Source organism: Filimonas lacunae, assembly GCF_002355595.1.
GTDB classification, from domain to species: Bacteria; Bacteroidota; Bacteroidia; order Chitinophagales; family Chitinophagaceae; genus Filimonas; species Filimonas lacunae.
Window position 1 is genome coordinate 2,632,115 of the sequence record NZ_AP017422.1, and the last position, 18,458, is coordinate 2,650,572.

General features: G+C 41.2%; 16 protein-coding genes and 1 tRNA gene. 10 read left to right on the forward strand and 7 right to left on the reverse strand.

Annotation, left to right across the window (positions count from 1 at the left end):
• Positions 1-122: 122 nt before the first annotated feature.
• A complete protein-coding gene (locus tag FLA_RS10385) occupies positions 123-1,121 on the reverse strand; it encodes a hypothetical protein (protein ID WP_076380398.1) in 999 nt (332 codons plus the stop codon).
• 408 nt (positions 1,122-1,529) lie between these two features.
• On the opposite strand from FLA_RS10385, the gene FLA_RS10390 reads away from it, so the two are divergent.
• Positions 1,530-2,360 carry an ankyrin repeat domain-containing protein gene (locus FLA_RS10390; RefSeq protein ID WP_076380399.1) on the forward strand — a complete coding sequence of 277 codons (831 nt, stop codon included), beginning with the start codon at positions 1,530-1,532 and terminating at the stop codon, positions 2,358-2,360.
• 22 nt (positions 2,361-2,382) lie between these two features.
• Here the strand turns inward: FLA_RS10390 and FLA_RS10395 are convergent, their stop codons facing one another.
• Entirely contained in the window at positions 2,383-4,545 is a 2,163-nt protein-coding gene (locus FLA_RS10395; RefSeq protein WP_231940422.1) for a DEAD/DEAH box helicase, read from the reverse strand.
• A 994-nt stretch (positions 4,546-5,539) separates the two neighbouring features.
• Between FLA_RS10395 and FLA_RS10400 the strand changes: the two genes are divergently transcribed.
• The 4 genes from FLA_RS10400 (at position 5,540) to FLA_RS10415 (ending at position 8,496) form a co-directional block, all read left to right on the forward strand.
• Positions 5,540-6,037, forward strand: a complete 498-nt coding sequence (locus FLA_RS10400) for a hypothetical protein (RefSeq protein ID WP_076380401.1) — start codon at positions 5,540-5,542, stop codon at positions 6,035-6,037.
• Positions 6,038-6,127: 90 nt separating this feature from the next.
• Complete coding sequence (locus FLA_RS10405; protein ID WP_076380402.1) at positions 6,128-6,730, forward strand: Crp/Fnr family transcriptional regulator; 603 nt, start codon at positions 6,128-6,130, stop codon at positions 6,728-6,730.
• Positions 6,731-6,844: 114 nt separating this feature from the next.
• Entirely contained in the window at positions 6,845-7,642 is a 798-nt protein-coding gene (locus tag FLA_RS10410; protein ID WP_076380403.1) for a hypothetical protein, read from the forward strand.
• 149 nt (positions 7,643-7,791) lie between these two features.
• A complete protein-coding gene (locus FLA_RS10415; RefSeq protein ID WP_144264084.1) occupies positions 7,792-8,496 on the forward strand; it encodes a hypothetical protein in 705 nt (234 codons plus the stop codon).
• Positions 8,497-8,648: 152 nt separating this feature from the next.
• On the opposite strand, the gene FLA_RS10420 is transcribed toward FLA_RS10415, so the two are convergent.
• The 3 genes from FLA_RS10420 to FLA_RS32120 form a co-directional block, all read right to left on the reverse strand.
• A complete protein-coding gene (locus FLA_RS10420) occupies positions 8,649-9,026 on the reverse strand; it encodes a carboxypeptidase-like regulatory domain-containing protein (RefSeq protein ID WP_076380405.1) in 378 nt (125 codons plus the stop codon).
• A gap of 358 nt (positions 9,027-9,384) precedes the next feature.
• Positions 9,385-9,801, reverse strand: coding sequence for a hypothetical protein (locus tag FLA_RS10425; protein ID WP_076380406.1), 417 nt, complete (start codon positions 9,799-9,801; stop codon positions 9,385-9,387).
• 79 nt (positions 9,802-9,880) lie between these two features.
• The gene (locus FLA_RS32120) at positions 9,881-9,982 is read right to left on the reverse strand and encodes a DUF7151 family protein (protein ID WP_449528471.1); all 102 of its coding nucleotides are present in this window, start codon (positions 9,980-9,982) and stop codon (positions 9,881-9,883) included.
• Positions 9,983-11,193: 1,211 nt separating this feature from the next.
• Between FLA_RS32120 and FLA_RS10430 the strand changes: the two genes are divergently transcribed.
• Both FLA_RS10430 and FLA_RS10435 read left to right on the forward strand, forming a co-directional pair.
• Positions 11,194-11,898: a hypothetical protein gene (locus FLA_RS10430; RefSeq protein ID WP_076380407.1), complete on the forward strand. Its 705-nt coding sequence runs from the start codon at positions 11,194-11,196 to the stop codon at positions 11,896-11,898.
• Positions 11,899-11,914: 16 nt separating this feature from the next.
• Positions 11,915-12,595 (forward strand): hypothetical protein, encoded by a 681-nt coding sequence (locus FLA_RS10435; protein ID WP_096510898.1) that lies wholly within the window; start codon positions 11,915-11,917, stop codon positions 12,593-12,595.
• Between the two features lie 132 nt (positions 12,596-12,727).
• Here FLA_RS10435 and FLA_RS10440 read toward each other — a convergent pair whose 3' ends face one another.
• Positions 12,728-13,060, reverse strand: coding sequence for a hypothetical protein (locus tag FLA_RS10440; protein WP_076380409.1), 333 nt, complete (start codon positions 13,058-13,060; stop codon positions 12,728-12,730).
• Between the two features lie 143 nt (positions 13,061-13,203).
• A tRNA-Pro gene (locus tag FLA_RS10445) sits at positions 13,204-13,277 on the reverse strand.
• Between the two features lie 114 nt (positions 13,278-13,391).
• On the opposite strand from FLA_RS10445, the gene FLA_RS10450 reads away from it, so the two are divergent.
• From FLA_RS10450 to FLA_RS10460, 3 genes are all read left to right on the forward strand, one after another.
• The gene (locus FLA_RS10450) at positions 13,392-14,033 is read left to right on the forward strand and encodes a hypothetical protein (protein ID WP_076380410.1); all 642 of its coding nucleotides are present in this window, start codon (positions 13,392-13,394) and stop codon (positions 14,031-14,033) included.
• A 56-nt stretch (positions 14,034-14,089) separates the two neighbouring features.
• Positions 14,090-15,199 carry an acyltransferase family protein gene (locus FLA_RS10455; protein WP_076380411.1) on the forward strand — a complete coding sequence of 370 codons (1,110 nt, stop codon included), beginning with the start codon at positions 14,090-14,092 and terminating at the stop codon, positions 15,197-15,199.
• Between the two features lie 709 nt (positions 15,200-15,908).
• The gene (locus FLA_RS10460) at positions 15,909-18,251 is read left to right on the forward strand and encodes a T9SS type A sorting domain-containing protein (protein WP_084206342.1); all 2,343 of its coding nucleotides are present in this window, start codon (positions 15,909-15,911) and stop codon (positions 18,249-18,251) included.
• The last annotated feature ends 207 nt before the right edge of the window (positions 18,252-18,458 follow it).

Sequence of the window (18,458 nt, forward strand, 5' to 3'; positions counted from 1 at the left end):
AGTTGATGAGCATTGTATGTTATGCCGTATTCGTCAAATACTTCGCTATGGTTTATAAAGTTTTTATGGGCATCTACCACTATAGCTAAATGTATAAGAAGATTGTTGACAGGTGATGCAGATTATAACTGTTTACTGTTCTTAAACCGGTGCTCCTGGTATTCGGCCAGCCTTTTATCCAGCACAGGTTTTACCAGTGCATAGGTGACTTCATTACAGGGTATTTGATTTAACAACTGTGTAGCTTCCTGTCCCATGTAATTGTTTTTGAGTTCACTGGTGGGTAAAAAGGTATAGGCAATATCTCGGGGGTAAAGAATGTCGTAAGAGCTGAGGTTATTAATATAGGCACTCACAAATCGTTCTTCTGCTGCAAAATCATCTGCAAGAATATAGCCGCGGTTAATGGACTCAACCCATGCTGTTATGGGTTGTGTACCTGCTTTAACGTCCTGCATAATTCCGGCGGTGGCTGCGTTGGTTTTGACCAGGTTGTTTTCTATAGCCCATTGCAGGAACAACAAATGCGCGGTATTGTAAAAATCGTTCCGTTGCAACAGATGTTCAAAGGTTTCATGGAGCCATTCGTAATACAGCTGGAAGAGTGGGTTATGATACTTTAATCCCAGGCTAACGTACTTGATAGTATGATCGTCGGTATACTCCAGTCCCCATACCTGGCTTTTTTCTTCGTTCAGCCACTTTTCCCATCTGTAAAAGCTTTCGGTGCCATCATCGTTTAACCAGGTAGGAGAGATGTCGCTGCTTTTTAAGGTGGGATCGCCCAGTTTTTGTTGCAGGGTGTTGTAATTGTCATCAAAATCTACCTGCAAAGGAAAGTCACTTTTAGAGGTGTTATTATACCACCTTACACTAGCCAGCACCGGCACAAAAATGCCTTTTTTATCGCCTTTTATCAGTGGATAGCTGCTGAGGAAAGTTTCTGCTTTAAATAGCAGGTCTATTCCCAGCTTTTTATGTTGTACCCAGTAACTGGTATCACTGGATCTGTTGGAGATAAAAGGTTTTTTAGGGTATTTGAAGCCATGCTTTTCTATAAAATCAACAATACTGCTATCGTTAACGGGAAGGCCAATCAGGTTGCTTAAGGTATGGAACATGTTATCGCTTTTTAATGCTAATGGAACGGAAAAATAGAAAATATTCGTGGCAAACAGCGCGATCTGATCCACGCGATCTGATGATAAAGCTGGATGAAGAGGATAAACAAGGCGGGGAAAATGAAGAAGCGTGATAACCTATTCAGAAGCGCAAACCCGCGCCTTCTGAATAGGGATATATTAAGGTACCATTACAGCACGCCCTTTTAGTTTGCCCTGGCGCATCCGGTCATATACTTCCAGTATCTGGTCCATTTTGAGTTACGTGGCAAAATTATTAAAAAATTACAAGCGGATGCCAATCAACTGGTTAAGGGAGCGTGAACATTAAAATAAGGGGGAGGTTTTTTGTATTGATATTATGAAATAAATACATGGAAACAATTAATGTATTAAATTGGATTTCGTATGATCGACCTCCTTAAAAAAATACTGCAACCTAAGCCAGCTCGTAAGTTATTGCAAGCAATAGCTACTGAAAAAAACGACCTGACAAAAGAATTGCTGGAAAACGGTTATAGCGCTAACGCAATAGATGAAACCGGCCAGCACGTGCTTTTTTCTGTTATGGCCAACAACACCAACACCCGGCTTGCCATTGTAGAATTACTGCTTGCTTATGGTGCTGATGTCAATTGCCGCAGGGCAGATGGCTGCACCCCGGTGTTCCTGGCCAGGGGCGAAGTATTACAGCTATTGCTGGCAAACCAGGCCAATGTAATAGTGAAAAACAATCAGGGAGCTACGCCACTACATTTTGCTACAGACGTAGAAGAAGCGAAAGTGTTGGTGGATCTTGGGTTGAACATCAATGAACGTGATAATGAGCACAACAGCATATTGCATAACAGTATGTATGGAAGCTATGAGCTGGTGAAGTATTGCCTGGAAAGTGGAGCGGATGTGCATGCACAAAACCAGAAAGGCTGGACACCCCTCACAAGCCTGGCCCGTACAGAAAAGGTAATGGAGCAGGATAAGCTGGCCGATATAATAGCGAAAGCCGAACTGTTGCTGGAAGCCGGAGCCGATATCAATGTACTTGATTACAGAAAGTGGACGATCTCTGATCATGCCATTTTTGTAAACAATAATCCGTTTGCCATCTGGTTAAGAACCATGCAGCGGCCCTATGGTGCGCGTACCTTGCATAAAGGTAAATCGTTGGAGCGATGGACGTCTGCTACGGGCTCTTATAACAATCGCCTGCCTGGTAATGATGGGTTGTGTATGGAGTAGGGGGTATATAGTATTTGTCACTTTATAAATGGTTGTTTGCATTTGAGTAAACCAGGTGATTAGCCAGAATGCCAGATGGCGTTCTGGCGCTTTTATTAAGTATAGCTGTATTTGCAAATACAATAAAACTATCCTGTGCTCTTGATACAGCTACATTAAGCATATTAGGCTTATTATCACGATCAAAAAACATAACGCCGGCATCTCCCGGACCATACACCATCGAAAATAAAATGACAGGCCGTTCAGCTCCCTGGAGAGCATGTACTGTTCCCAGTTTTATTAATGATGTATCAAAGCCTGCCTGTTTCAGCGCTTTAGATAAAGCGGCCTTCTGTCCTGTGAATGGTGTGATAATGCCGATTGCCAGCTCCGGTTTGCCATATTTATTCTCAATTATCTGCCTGTTCTTATTTAACCAGTATACAATGGCGTTTACTTCATTCATATTGCTTCTGCTGGTGCCGGCAATATTGGAATGGCCTTCTACATGTATACAATACATAGGCGGGAATAAATTAGCCTTGCTGCTTTTGCCTTTGAGTGGCTTTAGCAGGCCATTGTAAGCAAGTACATTACAGTAACTGATAATTTCATCATAACAGCGCCTGTGTTCTATTAGTAATACTCCTTTTTCAGATAGCCCGTCTTCCTGGTAACAACAAGCATTTTGAGCCATTTTCATAATACTGCCTGTTGAGGCCAGGAAGCCTTTGGGGTCGAATTCCTTTTCGTAGATAAGGTCATCGTAATCTTTAATCAATCCGCCCCGTTTTAGATTGCCAACATCTATTTTGTTTGTGATGTTCCAAACAGGTTCAATCTGTTTTACATCCCCTACGATAGCTGCTTTTCGGGCTAAAGCAAAAGTGGCTATGCCTACTTCTGGCGAAACCTGTCCTGCTTCATCAACAATCAACAGGTCAATAAACTCGTAAAGTGGGGGATTGTCGAATAGGGAAATACCATTGTCTGACTTTTGAAGAAACCTGGAAGAAGTAAAAAAATTAGGCGCCATGTAAAAAGTGCTTACAAAGCAGGGAGTGATCATAGCTTGACGCGTCCATCTGTTCCTGGCCTTCTCCTCATTGTTACCAGTAAAAATATCAGAGGCTAAATCTTCTTCTAATTTTAGCAACCATCTGCCTTCCCAATAATGTAGCGCCAGTTGAAATGCTTTATGTCTTAAAGAAATGTCCAATTCATCAAAAAAACAGTTCGGTCTGGATTGTACCGGATCGTTTTTTCGGAGTCCTTCAATTTTAATATATTCTTTGTCCCAATATGCCTTTTCATTTACAGGAGGATCGCCTTTTATATGATGTTGTTGTTTCCAGCTTTTCCATTCTTTCATCTCTTTGATTGCCCTTTTAGCAAAACGTATCTTTTCTCCTATCTGTTCTAATATTTCATGTTGAGTAAACTGGAAATTGTTGATAACGGGAATATGCGAGTACCGCAGAATGATCTTTAACTCGGCGGCCCGCTTTCTTAATGCTGATTTTATATTTAAAAAGCAGAAAAGCTTACGAAAGAATGACTCGTTTTTGAAATAATGGATCACCTCTTTTTCTAAAGTAGTAAGGATCGGTATATCTATTTCAAAAGCTGCTTCATCTAGAATACCGCTTTTATAGTACCTGTCCTTTTCAGTGTTTTCATGACAGTATAAGTGATGGAAATCGCTTTCAACTGCTGTAAACTTCTGCCAAAGCTCTCCGGCGAGTTTTATGGAGGCTTGTATTTTTTGTATTTCTTCTTGTAATAGACTTATTATGTCATGGGTATTTTGTAATGGACCATTAAAGTAGTTTTTACCTTTTTCAAGGAAATAGTCTTTTGCTTCACCTAAATAGGTATGGTTTTCTATTTTACTGAAAATGCCCTCACCATTCAGCTTCTTATAATTTATTCCTTTTAATTCCTGTTCTGATTTCAGGGCAGATGGCAAATAGGTGGCATAGCCCTGAATATCGGGTAGCCATCTGCCTTGTAATGCTCCCTCCTGGGTATTGGATTTGGAAAAACTGTCAATGATATTTGTAACAGCCTGGTTATTTGTAGAGCATGTTAATATAATGGCAGGGGCGCCACCTTTAATAGCACTGTCAACAATCATGTTTGCTACAACGCTTTGCAATAAAGTGGTTTTACCTGTTCCTGGCGGTCCGTTAATAGCAAACACTTTATCGTCTGATGTAAGAAAAGTATACAGGCTTTTTCTTTGAGAAATAGAAAGCGGAAAGCTAAAGCCCATTTGTCCTATATGCAGATAATTGGCTTCCATTAATTTTTCTGCTGAAAGTGGAGGGCGGCAGATGTCGTTTTTAAGCGAGATAAAATGCGAAAGAAGAGGAGGGGTGTTTTGACTGCTTACTATTTTTTCATATAGTTGTATGATACCTATTGCTGCGTTTATTTCTTCATCCGGTAGCAGCACTATCGCATTGGATAGGGTTGAATAACCTTCTGTAGTATAATTCTCAATAAGTTGATCTGTTGCAATTGTAAAAACAGTTCTGAGATAGTCGATGTACTCTTGTACTATTTTATACTTTTCTTTACCGGGAGCAGTGGCAATGTCCACTTTTTCTACGGTAGAAAATATGAATTCAGTTTTTTCATCCGCAAGCGGTTCCAGGAACTTTCTTTGAAAGACAGGAAAATAATCTTCAGGAACAGAGGTCTTGCCCGACCTGTTTACATGGATATAATACCAAAAAGGAAATTTAGTTTTTTTGTCCTTCAGGAAAACCAGCCGTTCGGGTGTTGGCACCAATTTGAAAGGAGCAATTAGTAGCAGGGCGCTATCCAGTTTTGTCCAGCTTTTACTATCTTTTTTTAAAATCCCTTTCTTTTTATTGATCCGTTCTTCTTCAAAATCAATTAGTTTATTTACCTGGGTAAGGTCTGCTATCTGTATAGCATCTATCGAAAAGTTTTCAATTTCGAAATGTTTTAGTTTGTCAATGTCAATGTCTCCAAAAAGGGAATCTGACAAACTTTTTTTCCAATAAGTTAGCCATTTTCTTAGGTACATAGCGTCATTTGCAATCAAGGAGTGTTGGTTTTACTTCAATACCAAATATACTAAAGGTACATCTGGCTGTACAGATTTTAACTTAAGTGAAAATTTTCCGTTGTTTTTTGGTGGAATTTGGTGTCTTAAAATTAAGTATATGGCACTTTCATCCATTGGGATATTTCACACCATCGTTGGCTTGGGTTCTCTAGTTGCAGCAATCATTTCTTATGTGCAGTGGGGTAGAATTAATTTGTCGACCAGTTGGGGTAAAATCTATTTTTACGGTACTTCTATTACTGCATTAACGGCATTAGCCATTTCTAAACACGGTGGTTTTAATGCCGGGCATGGATTGTCAGTAGTGGTCTTCCTGTTGTTACTGGTTTCTTTGTTCCTGCATTATCAACTGGGGAATAGTAAAACTGCCCGTTATTTTGAGAACTTCTTGCTCTCATTTACCTTTTTCTTTTCATGGGTACCTACAGTGAATGAAACTTTTACACGGCTGCCGCTAAGCCATCCGTTGGCAACAGGCCCGGCTGATCCTGTTATTACCAGAACATTATTGCTGTTATTCATCCTTTTTATAGTAGGCTCTGTTTATCAGTTTATAAGACAGCGCAAAGTCAATCATCAGGTGCCTGTTCAATAGAAAACAACGATAGTAAGGGGAGTTACAGGCTGGTTTTATGGCAGGGGATGCCGGCCTGGACGAAGTGCGGGAATTTTCAGACATTTGAATATGGAAACAACAGATGCAGCTGGTTATTTAAAAAGCATAGTAGCCCCTTTTGCAGGACTAACGGAAGCGGATGTTTCTGTTAGTCTTTCTTTCTGGCGTAAAAGAGATATTATAAAAGGAGACTTTTACAACAAACAGAATGTGGTTTGTAAGGATTTGGGTATAGTGGTAAAAGGTATTTTCCGGGTATATTACTACGATCCGGAAACAAGCGAGGAAAAGAATGTGTTCTTTTTTTCAGAAGGGCAGTTTATTGTATCCTTCCGTAGCTTCATTTATGAATATCCCTGCAACTATTATATTGAAGCTTTGGAAGATGCAGAGATCTTGTATGTTTCTTACCCTGATCTGCAAAACCTTTATAAAAATCATAAGTCCTGGGAACGCTTTGGCAGAATACTGGCAGAGCATTTTTTTAACCAGTCGCAGGGACGTACAGAAGAGTTATTGTTTCTCACACACGAACAGCGTTACCTGAACCTGCTAAAGCAGCATCCTAACATTGTACAACGGGTAGCATCTTTTCATCTCGCTTCTTTTCTGGGTATTAAAAATCCCTCGTTGAGCAGGATTAAAAAGAGGATACAGGAGGGGCGGAAATAAATGCGACGCAAATTTTGCAGCTATTGGTGACGGAAAAAGTTATATTTATCGTAGATAAGTTATTAACTACCTGATAAATTGTAGTTGACCTGATTCTACTATAAATATGTATGTATGGCAGATCAAAATGAAAAATTAGCAGGTGATACGGTTGCTATAAAACAATCTCCGGCGCTGGACGAAAAAGAACAGGCGCTTCGGATAAAAGAACTTGAACTAAAAATTACCGGGCTTGAAAAGCCGGAGTATAAAAAGATAAGTACGTGGACGGGTGTTGTAGCCATTGCTGTGGCTGTTACCGGCATTGTTGCGCAAGGAGTTTTATACCAGATTAAGAGTGCCAACGCAGAAAAGGATTTAATAGAAGCCAACGAAAAAGTAGAATCAGCCAATAAACAGGCATCTCAGTTAAGGACTGAAATAAGTTCGTTGGAAGCTGCAAAATTGGTTGCCCTTAAAGAGTTAGAACAGATAAATGATAAATTATCGAAGCTACAGGCTGGCGGAAACGAGAGCATTCAATTAATTAAAGCTGATATTAATGCGGCAGCGATCAATTTACGGGCTTCTACAACAACGAACCAGCAAAATGCAGAAGCTAAGCAATCTTTGAGCGGTGCCATAAAAGATCTTTTTAGTACCGAAGCTTCCGTCAGGGGAAACGCTTATAATGTTATTATGAAATACTACGATGGCGCCCCTGAACTTATTCCTGCGTTATTAGACTACGCTAATAAGAATTTAGATAATCAGAATGGTATTTATAACACGCTGGTAGTATTGAGCCATATAGAATATAACAAAACAACTACTGACTTTATTGCTATACGTGGATTTGCCGAAAAGGCAAAAAATATCGGTCCCAGAATAGCTGATCGTGTACAAAAGCTATTGGACCGGTTACCGGACTAAGGCAGCTTACATGTTTGCTTTCAGTAGTCAATCCACACTTCAGCTAACTTTTACTACTGGAATTATCAAACCACTAGCGCTGATGTATAGGTTGGGGGTGAATAGTGCCAGGCAGGAGTTTTGTATATTTGATAATGATATATGTCTTTATGCGTCTCTTTCTGATCATCACAACCCTGGCCATTGCCTTGTTATCCTGCCAACAAAAAAAGGAGAAAGCTACTGCTGTAAATGCAATACAAATATTGCTTCCTGATACCAATCAATACAGGAATGCGCAATGGGATTGGAAAGATCGGCAGTATAGGGCGAAGCTGGAAAAACAGTTAGGGCTGACAGATTTGCTACAAGGCGTGGATACCTTGGAAGTAAGGCTTTGGTATCGCTCTTCCTTTAACAGTACTGAGGATCTGTTTACTATAAAAGTATATGATACCAGCTATTTTCTTTCTTATTACAAGGTATATCCCCGGCCTTACAATTTTGATAACAATAGCCAGGACAATAGATGGGATCCTATGAAGGATCCGAAAGTGGACAGTGTTTTTTCTGTTACGATGCAGTTGAATAAAAAAGCTTTTACGCAATTGCATTGTGATAGTCTTTGGTTGTTGAAATCGCAAAGTGAGTTGCCAATCGCGGACAGCATTGGTTTTACAGACTGTGATAGTTACACGCTGGAGATTGCAGATGCAAAACGGTTTAAATATCTGCAGCATCATTGTACTTTGGAGTATTATAAACGGACTGGTTTGAAAGAAATAATGGATTTTGACAGGGGGTGTAACGGAATCAGGCAGCTGGCTTATGCGCTTCATCTTTATCCCTTTCTCTTTAAGGAACCCGGGAATTGATAAAGTCAATACCATGACAGGAGTATCTGGCTTCTGTAGAACTTAAACAGTGCTTATAGGGAAGTGGCTGTCCGGTAAAGCTTCAAAGCCTGCTTTTGCCGGCGAAGCTTTATATGCTTTAGTAGTATAATGATTAGTAATAACATAAGGTATCAATGATGGGGGTATAACGTTTTTTTAGGGGTAGCAGCGGTAATGCGGTTATCCTCTGAGAGGGATGGGGATTTCTTTTTCAATTCAATATTATATTCATCCTTATCTGATAGCATTACTTCCTTCGACTGGTAGCCTTCCAGGCTGAATACCAGCACAGTAGCAGAGTCTGCTACCGGGATATAATACACGCCATCATGTTGTGTACCCGAGAAATAACTGCTTCCTTTTATCAATACCAGTACACCTTCTAAAGGCGTTCCTTCATTCGTTACCGAACCTGTAATAGTACGCTTGCCGGATTGGCCGGCTGCTTCGTTTTTATGCAGGAACAGTGCAGAAAATAACAGGAGTAAAAGGAAGTATTTACGGATCATATTTGGGATGTTTAATAAAGTCTATTAATTTGGTAGGTAAATATAGTAAATCTCTCTGATCACCTCATAAATAAATTAAATTGTTATTGTCAGCTATCGCTATAAAGTATATTCTATGGCCGGATGGGGCAACGATCCTGTTAATGGTATTAGTGTACCAGGTTGTAAAAGCACGGCGTAGCTGGCTGTACAGACGCAGGAGAACATTGTGGCTGGAAGAAGACTTTGTGCCTTGAGCTCCGAATAATAAATGTTTACTATCTTACAACCTGGCTAAAAAAGCAGCAGGTAATGCTTTGTTTAGGATATTAAGGGAAACTGGTCGGAAAGTTTTGACCGGGTATTACAGATAGGGTAATCATTCTTTGCTATTCATCAGCCTTAACGTCAGCAATGTATGTATCTTTCTCAGCGTAATAGCGAAGACAGTAGCAGTTACTAAAACATAAGCCGCCAACAGAGCCCAGATTAAAGCACTGGCATAGCAAATGAAATCACCGAGAGAAAATGCCAGTAGAATAAAACTGATAAGAATAATAACTATGCAAATACAGGCATCTGCCCGGCTGCTATACCGTCCCAGTTCAGATGCGCTAAAATAAAGGATGGCCCCAAAGTATAAGATCAAAAAAATAATTGTCGGGAAGCCCATAAGTGCCAATAGATAAAATCCGAATCCTAAAGGAATAGGGAATCCGGAAACAGGATAGGGTAATACAAGCGCCAGTACTACAGTGAGTATTTTAAAAAAACTGAGCAGTGCATTTTTATTCATAACAGCTTATTTATGTGAGCAACATCCATTATATCTGTTATAAAGCAGCCAGTGTGGTTGCGTTCAGCAGCATTGTGATTTAGTGGTCATCGCTGCCATTACAAATATAACGGCTCTCTGTCTCCTCATTACTGTCCAGTGTATTATTTCCGTTTTTATCAATACCTGACTTTATACTCAAATCGCCGTTGCTACATTGTATGCCTGCCGAAAACGAATCAATACTAACTAGGGTGTTAAAGCCATTATGCCATTGTCGCCCTTTTTACAGGCAGCTATAGCAACAATGATAGAAGCAAATAACAGGGGTTTGTACAATTTCATTTTGAAAAGAGTTTAGGTTATTGAATAATAATAAAAAAAGGCAGCCCATTGCTGAACCAGCTTAAAGCTTGTCGGGATGACTGGATTCGAATTCGGTCCTGAGATCCTTGATCTGTCTACCTTTGAGGTATCCCTGATAGGAGAACTTAACCGAAGACTCAATCCAAAAATGGTCTTTTAAGACCACGTTTCCGACCTGTTAATATGTTCCAAAACCGGTAAGCGGCTCCCGTAGGCTTTCCCGAACTGTGCCCGGCAGAACGATACAATGCATGGCCACCTCGACCGGTAAAATGTTAAGAGCTATTCTAAAGATAAGAATTTGACGGAATTTGACGAAAACTGACGGAGGAACGCGGGAGGTGCACACAGATGCACCTTCAACAGAGACTGGCGCAATAAGCTATATAAGTACCTTTCTCTCCTCGTGTGACACCAATAAGTTAACCTGGAACTGGATGATAGTGCATGCTTCTTAATTCCATGACCAATGCCCCCTCTAGATCATCCATGCCACGGATGGTGTACAGATTGGTTACATAACCTTCCCCCCCCAGCCATTTGAGTCCTCGGGAAGAAAAAGGTAATTTACTCCTTCCTCTAAAGTAAAGAAGTGCTAAAGTGAAATTCAGTACGAGTTACCATTACAGTTCATTTTATCAAAATAATCGTCCAGAATTTTTTTAAAAAACATTGCTGGTAATGGGGTGATTTTTAATTCAAAGGCGTCTTTCTTGAAATATTATGTCATGCAGCGAAAGAAACTCAGTCCCAAAATTAGATCGAGATCAATCAATAGGCAACAAATGGCGTATATTCATACGACGGTAGTGTACTAAAAATGTGGTAAAATCACCACTTACTTTATTTATAATACCATTTGCATTCTAGATAATGATATTAATAATACACCCAATGATCCAATTCTCTAAGTGATGTAGTAGTTTCGAAACCAATAATCAAAGCCGTTCTCCAACAGTCATCTTTGATAAATGATTACAAAAGGCTTTGCGGAGGTTCAATGTAACAAACACCATAATCAATTGCTTATTAACTAAAACCTAATAAATGAAAAAACTATTACTGCCTCTCGCAGTTTTTTTCTTGTTTTCTTGCAAAAAGGAAACTGATTACACAACAATACCTGAAAGTATCGATGTTATTGAGCAGATCAAATCGCTGAAAAGTTATGAAGATTTAAATGTGATGTCCTCGGAGCAAAGAAGGCAAATTCTATCCTACCTCGATACTTGCTCTTACTCTTCCTCTAAAATTATTTCCGACAAGGTTAATAGTCTGTTTAGCATAGGCAGCAAAGCAAAAAGCATAGCAACTTTGGGAGCGGAAGAGGATGGGCCTCCTGTCCTAATCGGTAGCGGAGAGGATTTCTCGGACTGGCTCGAAGATATGGGGCCGACAAGCGGTTGGGAACATTATAAATATAGATGGACGGGACTGCGGTCGCCAGCAGGATATTATCAAGTAATGGTGAATGAAGATGTATGGTTAATTAATATGGGACAAACTTCCACTCCTCCGTCTCGAAGATACTTTATTGTCGCCCTATCACATTTGGGCTCGGGACTAACTGGCGGTCCGGAGTATTACTGGCAAGAAACGGGAAGCAATAATTCGTATACCGATTATGACGCTTGGTTAAAGACGTCTGGGAAAGTTACTTATAATCTTACAGGCATATATACTACTTATGAGGTAAACCGTATCATTAATTTCGGGACATTTTATGAATCCGGTGGCAATCTTTATCAATAGAGTTGAAATATTTACTATGAGAAAATTATCTTTTATACTATTGGCTGGCCTCTTTTTGTTGTCTGTGTCTTATAAGACGCGGTTGGGGACCGGTAAAAAAGTAAGTGTTTATGCTGTAGAATCATTGGGTCGCCAAAATCATGAATCCCCTTACGTGCAGGTGGTACCAACTGATAGTTTATTTGTTTGCAATAACTGGATCATGGAAAAAGTAGTGAGCGTCAAGCAGGTGATTACAGAAAAGAATTCAGAGGTCACTGAAATTTTTAAGGGGTACAATATGATTGACCTGCAGCGTCAGCGATTTCGCTTTCTGGAATCTTTGCCAAAAACAACAGACAGTATGGCCGTATCGTGGTTTCCATTAACTTCAAAAAGAGAGGGAATTACGTTAGATCATCCGCTGTATAACAATGAAGCCCTTCATGAAAAGGATACATTGATTGAAGGATTTAAGAGAAAACTGATTCGGTATCAGAATGTTCGAGACAATAACATTACTATTGTACTGGGTGACCCAATAAATGATGGAGTTTATTTTAATAATCTGGAACGCAAATTCAAACGTCGCATTCAATGGATGTCCGCGGTAGGAAGCAACGGCTCTGAATCATTAACAAAGATTAGTTACTCTGTATTATCAGAAAAGAGAAATCCTATATGGGCTTTTTTTCAGTCATTTAAGTGTAGCAATTAATTTAGTAATAATTAAATCTTTAATAACACAGAGGTAGTAGTCATACTGCCTTTTTTATTATATGTGCCATAGTTTATATTAGCTTACTGGCAGGTTGTAGTCGAGCAAAAATCCGGACATGAAATTACTCCGTTAACGGGCTGAGATCTGAATGTGAAATCTAGGATATTTGACTTTTAGCAATTGAGTAAAGTAAAATGCTATTTCACTTCTCTGATATTCTCTTGGCAGTGTTTTAGGATGTATAAATATTTTATTCTTTCCCTGATCCGCTTTTTTTACCCTAAATACTGCTTGCTTTCCGTTGGCTTCGATGCGGATGTAGTCTGGAAATTGATCGTTCTTCGTTCCGTTTCTATTCGCCTTGCATACAACCGCATTAAAACGACCAATAGGTTCGCCGTTGAATGAGGAGTCATGCACTAGTAAATAACGATACTTTACTTTATTTACGTCTTCTGCCATTTAGCATTGAGTTAATATAAAAAAGAATGGGGGCATTCGCTTTGGCGAATTTTGGTCATCATCCAGCGAAATGAAACAGAAGCGACCAAAAACAAAAAAGCCCTGAAACCTTTATTGCTAAATGAATCAGAGCTTAAAGCTTGTCGGGACGACTGGATTCGAACCAGCGACCTCTTGCACCCCATGCAAACGCGCTACCGGGCTGCGCTACGTCCCGTCGAAAATGCTAATCAAGTGATTAACAGGGGTGCAAATGTAATAGTTTTTTATAAAAAACCAATTTTTTCTATAAAAGGAGACAGAATTTATTTGCATTACAAATCATAATAATATGCCTGACGTTAGACTTAATCTAATTAACCGTTCTGAACACACCGGCAAGGTGCAGGTTGTAATAGGGCAATTCAACAAAACTTTGCCCGAAAGGCAGGCTGTGATTGCCTGGAGGGTATTTAATACGCAGTTACCTGGTGAAAACTTTGCGTTTTCATATCCTATGGAAAAATTTATAAGTGTGAGTGATAGCTGGGGTAATTATTCGCCCCAAAAAAATGCCTATCCCGGTCAGCTATTTAGTGTAGAGAATGATATTGACGGGGACATTTTGAAATATTCAGCCCAAGCAGCCAGTCCTTATGCAATAGAGGTGGTTAATCGTTTGGAATTTGGCGCCATTGACGCTAATATTTATACGGATGGAAGGTTGCTATTTGTTCAAAAGGGTGTGTCTCCCGGAAAAAAAGTAGTGTTTCAATTTGAGCCATCCATTTGGATTGGTGTATTGTCTGAGGTAGAGGAGGGGCGCGTAATAGATGCAGCCATGCTTGCCGGTAATTATACGGATTTATCGTTACTGGATATTGAGATAACCGAGACTACTATACGGAGTGCAGATATCATTATGACGGGAGGTGGCTCGTCAACAACTGCTACTTCTTTTCAATTTCACCTGGAAAATGTTATTCCATACTAATGTTAAGCGCAATGAATTATCTTCCGTTTTTGTTTCCATATCCTTAATGCTTTGCCATGATAACCAACGGTCTTGCTACTAAACCCCATTATCCTGTTTTAGATGGTTTGCGCGGTGTTGCCGCTATTCTTGTGGTAGTGTTTCACATTTGTGAAGCACATGCTACCAGTCATATCGATCAGGTGATTAACCACGGCTACCTGGCAGTAGATTTCTTTTTCCTGCTGTCTGGTTTTGTGATGGGGTATGCGTATGACGACCGGTGGCACAAGCTTACCATAGGCAGCTTTTTCAAACGTCGTTTAATTCGTTTGCAGCCCATGGTGGTAATGGGTATGCTTGTAGGCGCGGTGTGTTTTTATTTTTCAGGCTCTGCTGCCTTTCCGCTGATTCATACAGTGCTGGTTTGGAAGCTGTTGCTGGTAATGCTGATAGGTTGTACGTTAATTCCTATACCTATTTCCATGGATATCAGGGGCTGGCAGGAGATGCATCCGCTGGATGGTCCTGGCTGGTCGCTATTTTTTGAGTATGTGGTGAACATCCTTTATGCACTGGGGTTGCGTAAGCTCTCAAAAACGGCGTTATCTATATTGGTGATCATAGCAGGAGGTGTATTGATACATTATGCTGTAACCAGTAAAACGGGTGATGTAATAGGGGGCTGGTCGTTGAATGAAGAACAGCTGCGTATTGGTTGTACCCGCGTGCTATTTCCCTTTTTTGGAGGTTTATTATTGTCGAGGATTACCCGGCCGGTAGAAAGAAAGCATGCCTTTTTAATCAGCAGTGTGTTGCTGATAATAGTGCTGGCGATGCCCCGTATAGGTGGGTTTGAACATTTATGGATGAACGGCCTGTACGATTCGCTCAGTATTATCCTGTTGTTTCCATTGATCGTATACGTGGGCGCAGGCGGACGGCAAAGCGGGCAGCCGTCTAAGTTATGCAAATGGCTGGGCGATCTGTCTTATCCCTTATATATCACCCATTATCCTTTTATATACATCTACACGGGTTGGGTAAGCAACCATAAAGGCATTGCGGTAACGGAGGCATTGCCTAATGCTTTGTTAACCTTTGCCGGAACCATACTGGTTGGGTATGCTGCACTGAAATGGTATGATGAGCCGGTGCGTGCCTGGCTAACTAAGAAAAGCAAATAGGCTCCGAACAAATCCTGCTATCCGGCCAATTTCTTTTTTTGCTACTGACTATTTTTCAAACTTGCCTGTACCTAACATGGATAGGCATGAAAATTCGTGTCCCGGGCTTTGTAATGCCTGTGTTGGCGGGTGTGTACATTAGGTATCAGCCTGTGCAGGCGGAGAGATGACCAGTCATATGGAAATGAGCAGCCGGCCGGATGGTATGGCAATCGGCTGGTAGTAATGAACATCCGGCGAAAAAAAAACTCCCTCCATAATAGATACCTCTTTTGCTAAAAAAGCGCAAATCCTCTTATCCCGGTCAAGGGCAGGTGTGTTTGATCAAGTGTTCCTTTTAAACATAATAATGATATAAGAAACCAGGTGTTCCGCATGCTGGTACTTGTTGGCAACAGTTTGTTGAAATGCTGTATCTGGCTGCATTGTGTGCGTATATATACTACACTGTATATAAGGGTAAAATTAAATGAATCATGCATTTTAACTTGCATCGGATATTAACCAATATTTATTAAATTTTAATTCTTTTAAGTGTTCCATCATGGTTGCCTTACTTAGCTAACAGGTAAAATGCAGCCCGAACAAGTTAAAATATGGAAAGACACTCATCTGTATCTGCGCTACTTTAACAGTACCTAATGGAACTGTAAATTGTTAACCGCCTATTGTTTTCTCATTCTTTTAATAATAGTTAAAACACTATGCTATGCTAAAGTTTACACTAACGTCCCTTCTGATGGTAGGTGTGCTGGCTGCTGCTGTTGCGCAAACAAACATTGCACCGCAGGCGCTATCTTCTACCTCGTACGTTTCTTCATGGGAAACGATTGCTGCTTTAAATGATGGCTATACGCCCGCCAACTCCAATGACAAAACGCATGGAGCGTATGGCAACTGGAACAACCCTAACTCTACGCAATGGGTGCAGTACGACTGGACTGCTACCGCCACTATTACATCTGTACAGGTGTACTGGTTTGATGATGCAGGTGGGGTGCTTACGCCCACTACTGCTTACCTGGAATACTGGAATGGCACTGCCTGGGTAAACCTGGGTAACGTTCCTAAGGTAAAAGATGCTTTTAACACGTTATCTTTTAGTTCGGTGAGCACTACCAAACTGCGTTTATCTATGTTAAACACTACGCAGTCAACCGGTATACTGGAGTGGCGTGTATATGGTACAGTGGCTTCTACAGGTGGTGGCAGCTCCTGGCCTGGCACACCTGCTGGTACCGGCGCGGCTTATACCTGGCCGTCTTATTCACCTACTATCAGCTACGATTTCCGTTCTGAGTATCCAAGTTTAGCTACTCCGGCTAACGTGCTGAACGATTGTTCCTCTGTAGTAGGTACGCAGTCTTCCAACTGGTGGACGTTCCGCTGGGGCTCTAAGAAAAGATCAGTGGTGACCACCGCTGCTATTACACCTTTGCTAACCCGCATGAATGCGGAGTTTGCTTATTTCCGCGATACCATGGGATGGCCTCCGGACTTACGTGCCAGAAGTGGTTATAAAAGCGCAGTATACCTGTACGGTTCAGGTTTGTGTACCGATGCGGCCGATAGTAACGCATTAGGTGGCTGGCAAAGTGCCATTACCTATAATGGTACAACCTGGCCAATGGTACTGGCTTCTTATTATCCTATTTATTCTTTCGATCCTAATTGCCCTTACAGTGATACTGCAGCACAACGCAGTGCTATGGTGCATGAAGGTATCCATGCTATGCTGGCCGATCTGCCTGGCGTAAAACAAGCGGCATGGTTTCACGAAGGTGGTAACGTATGGTTTCAGCAAACTGCTGATGCTAAACGTAAAAACAATTACAGCTCTATGGGCTTCTTAAACGGTACAGATTTTATTGCGCCGTTCATGCCTATTGAGTGTTATTCCGGCTGGTTACAGGATGGCAGCTTTGGCGGTCCTTCTGCCGAAGGTGTAAACATGTTCAACGGCAGTCAGCAAATCTGTACCTGGCGTACTTTCCTGGGTGGTCACCAATACAGCTCTTCCTTCCCAACCTTCGTAGGTAATATATTAGGTAATAACGCAGTGCCCTGGATCTGGCGTTATGCTTCTACCCGTGTGTTAGCAGGTTTAGCCAGTGGCCTGGGTGATGCTCCTACCCGCAGGCTCATCAGCGAGTATCGCGCTAAACAGGCGATGGTGGATTTTGGTAAATGGAAAAGCGCTTGTGTGGCATTGTTGAACAGTTCATTTGGTATGTCTATTACAGCAGAGTGGCAACCTTCCTGGTTAAACCCAGCTGCATGGATAGCTACTCCTTATGTAAAAACTACTAATGCCAGTGGTCTGTTAACACCTGATACTACCACCTTACCAGGATGGTCTGGTGCTAACCAGATTCCATTAACCGTTTCCGGTAGCACTGTTACCGTTAACTTCCAGCCGATAGGCGCTAACATGACCTGTCAGCTGGCTTATTGGACCAGCACAGGCGTGCCTGTATACAGCGAGGCGGTATCTTCCGGTAACTGTACTCTAAACCTGGCATCTACACCTGCCAGCAATGTAGTAATTGCTATTATCACCAGCACTGATTATACTTATAATGGCGAAGCTACCCGTAAGCTGAAATACGACTACCGTTTACAACTGGTTACCGGTGCTACCGGCGCAGCCAGCGTAAACACCAAGTGGTATCAGGCAGCATTGTTGTCAGGCGCCAGAATGGCGAATGCTGACAATGCAGAAGCAGGTATGGACTGGTCGTTATATTGCCAGCAACCATACACTGGTCCAACCCATACCGAAACGGTAAACTTTGTAAGTGCAGGCCCACGTTTTGATGTGTTTCCAAACCCGGCAGTAGCTTCTAATGAGGTGAACATCCGGTTTGTGAACCCCAAAGCGGAGAAGAGCGTTATTTCTGTGTACAATGTATCTGGCGATGTAATGTCACAGCAAACCTCTAACACAGAGCAAGCTACTATCAAATCCAAAACACTGGCACCAGGCGTGTATTTCATTAAAGTGGCCAACTCGGCCGTGAATGGAACGCAAAAACTGGTAGTGCTGAAGTAATATCACCTTTCCATTTTCAAAACCCCGGTTGCTGGCTTGCCAGTGGCCGGGGTTTTCTGTTTCCTCCCTTATGTGTGAAAATTTGGCTAGTATCCCCCTTTTTTATACTATTTTCGTTTTGAAAACCCACCCGTAAAAAGCAACTATGATGAATTTAACAGCGTTGTGGAACATAATTTCCGTTCCTGAGCCCTATGCTATCAAAAT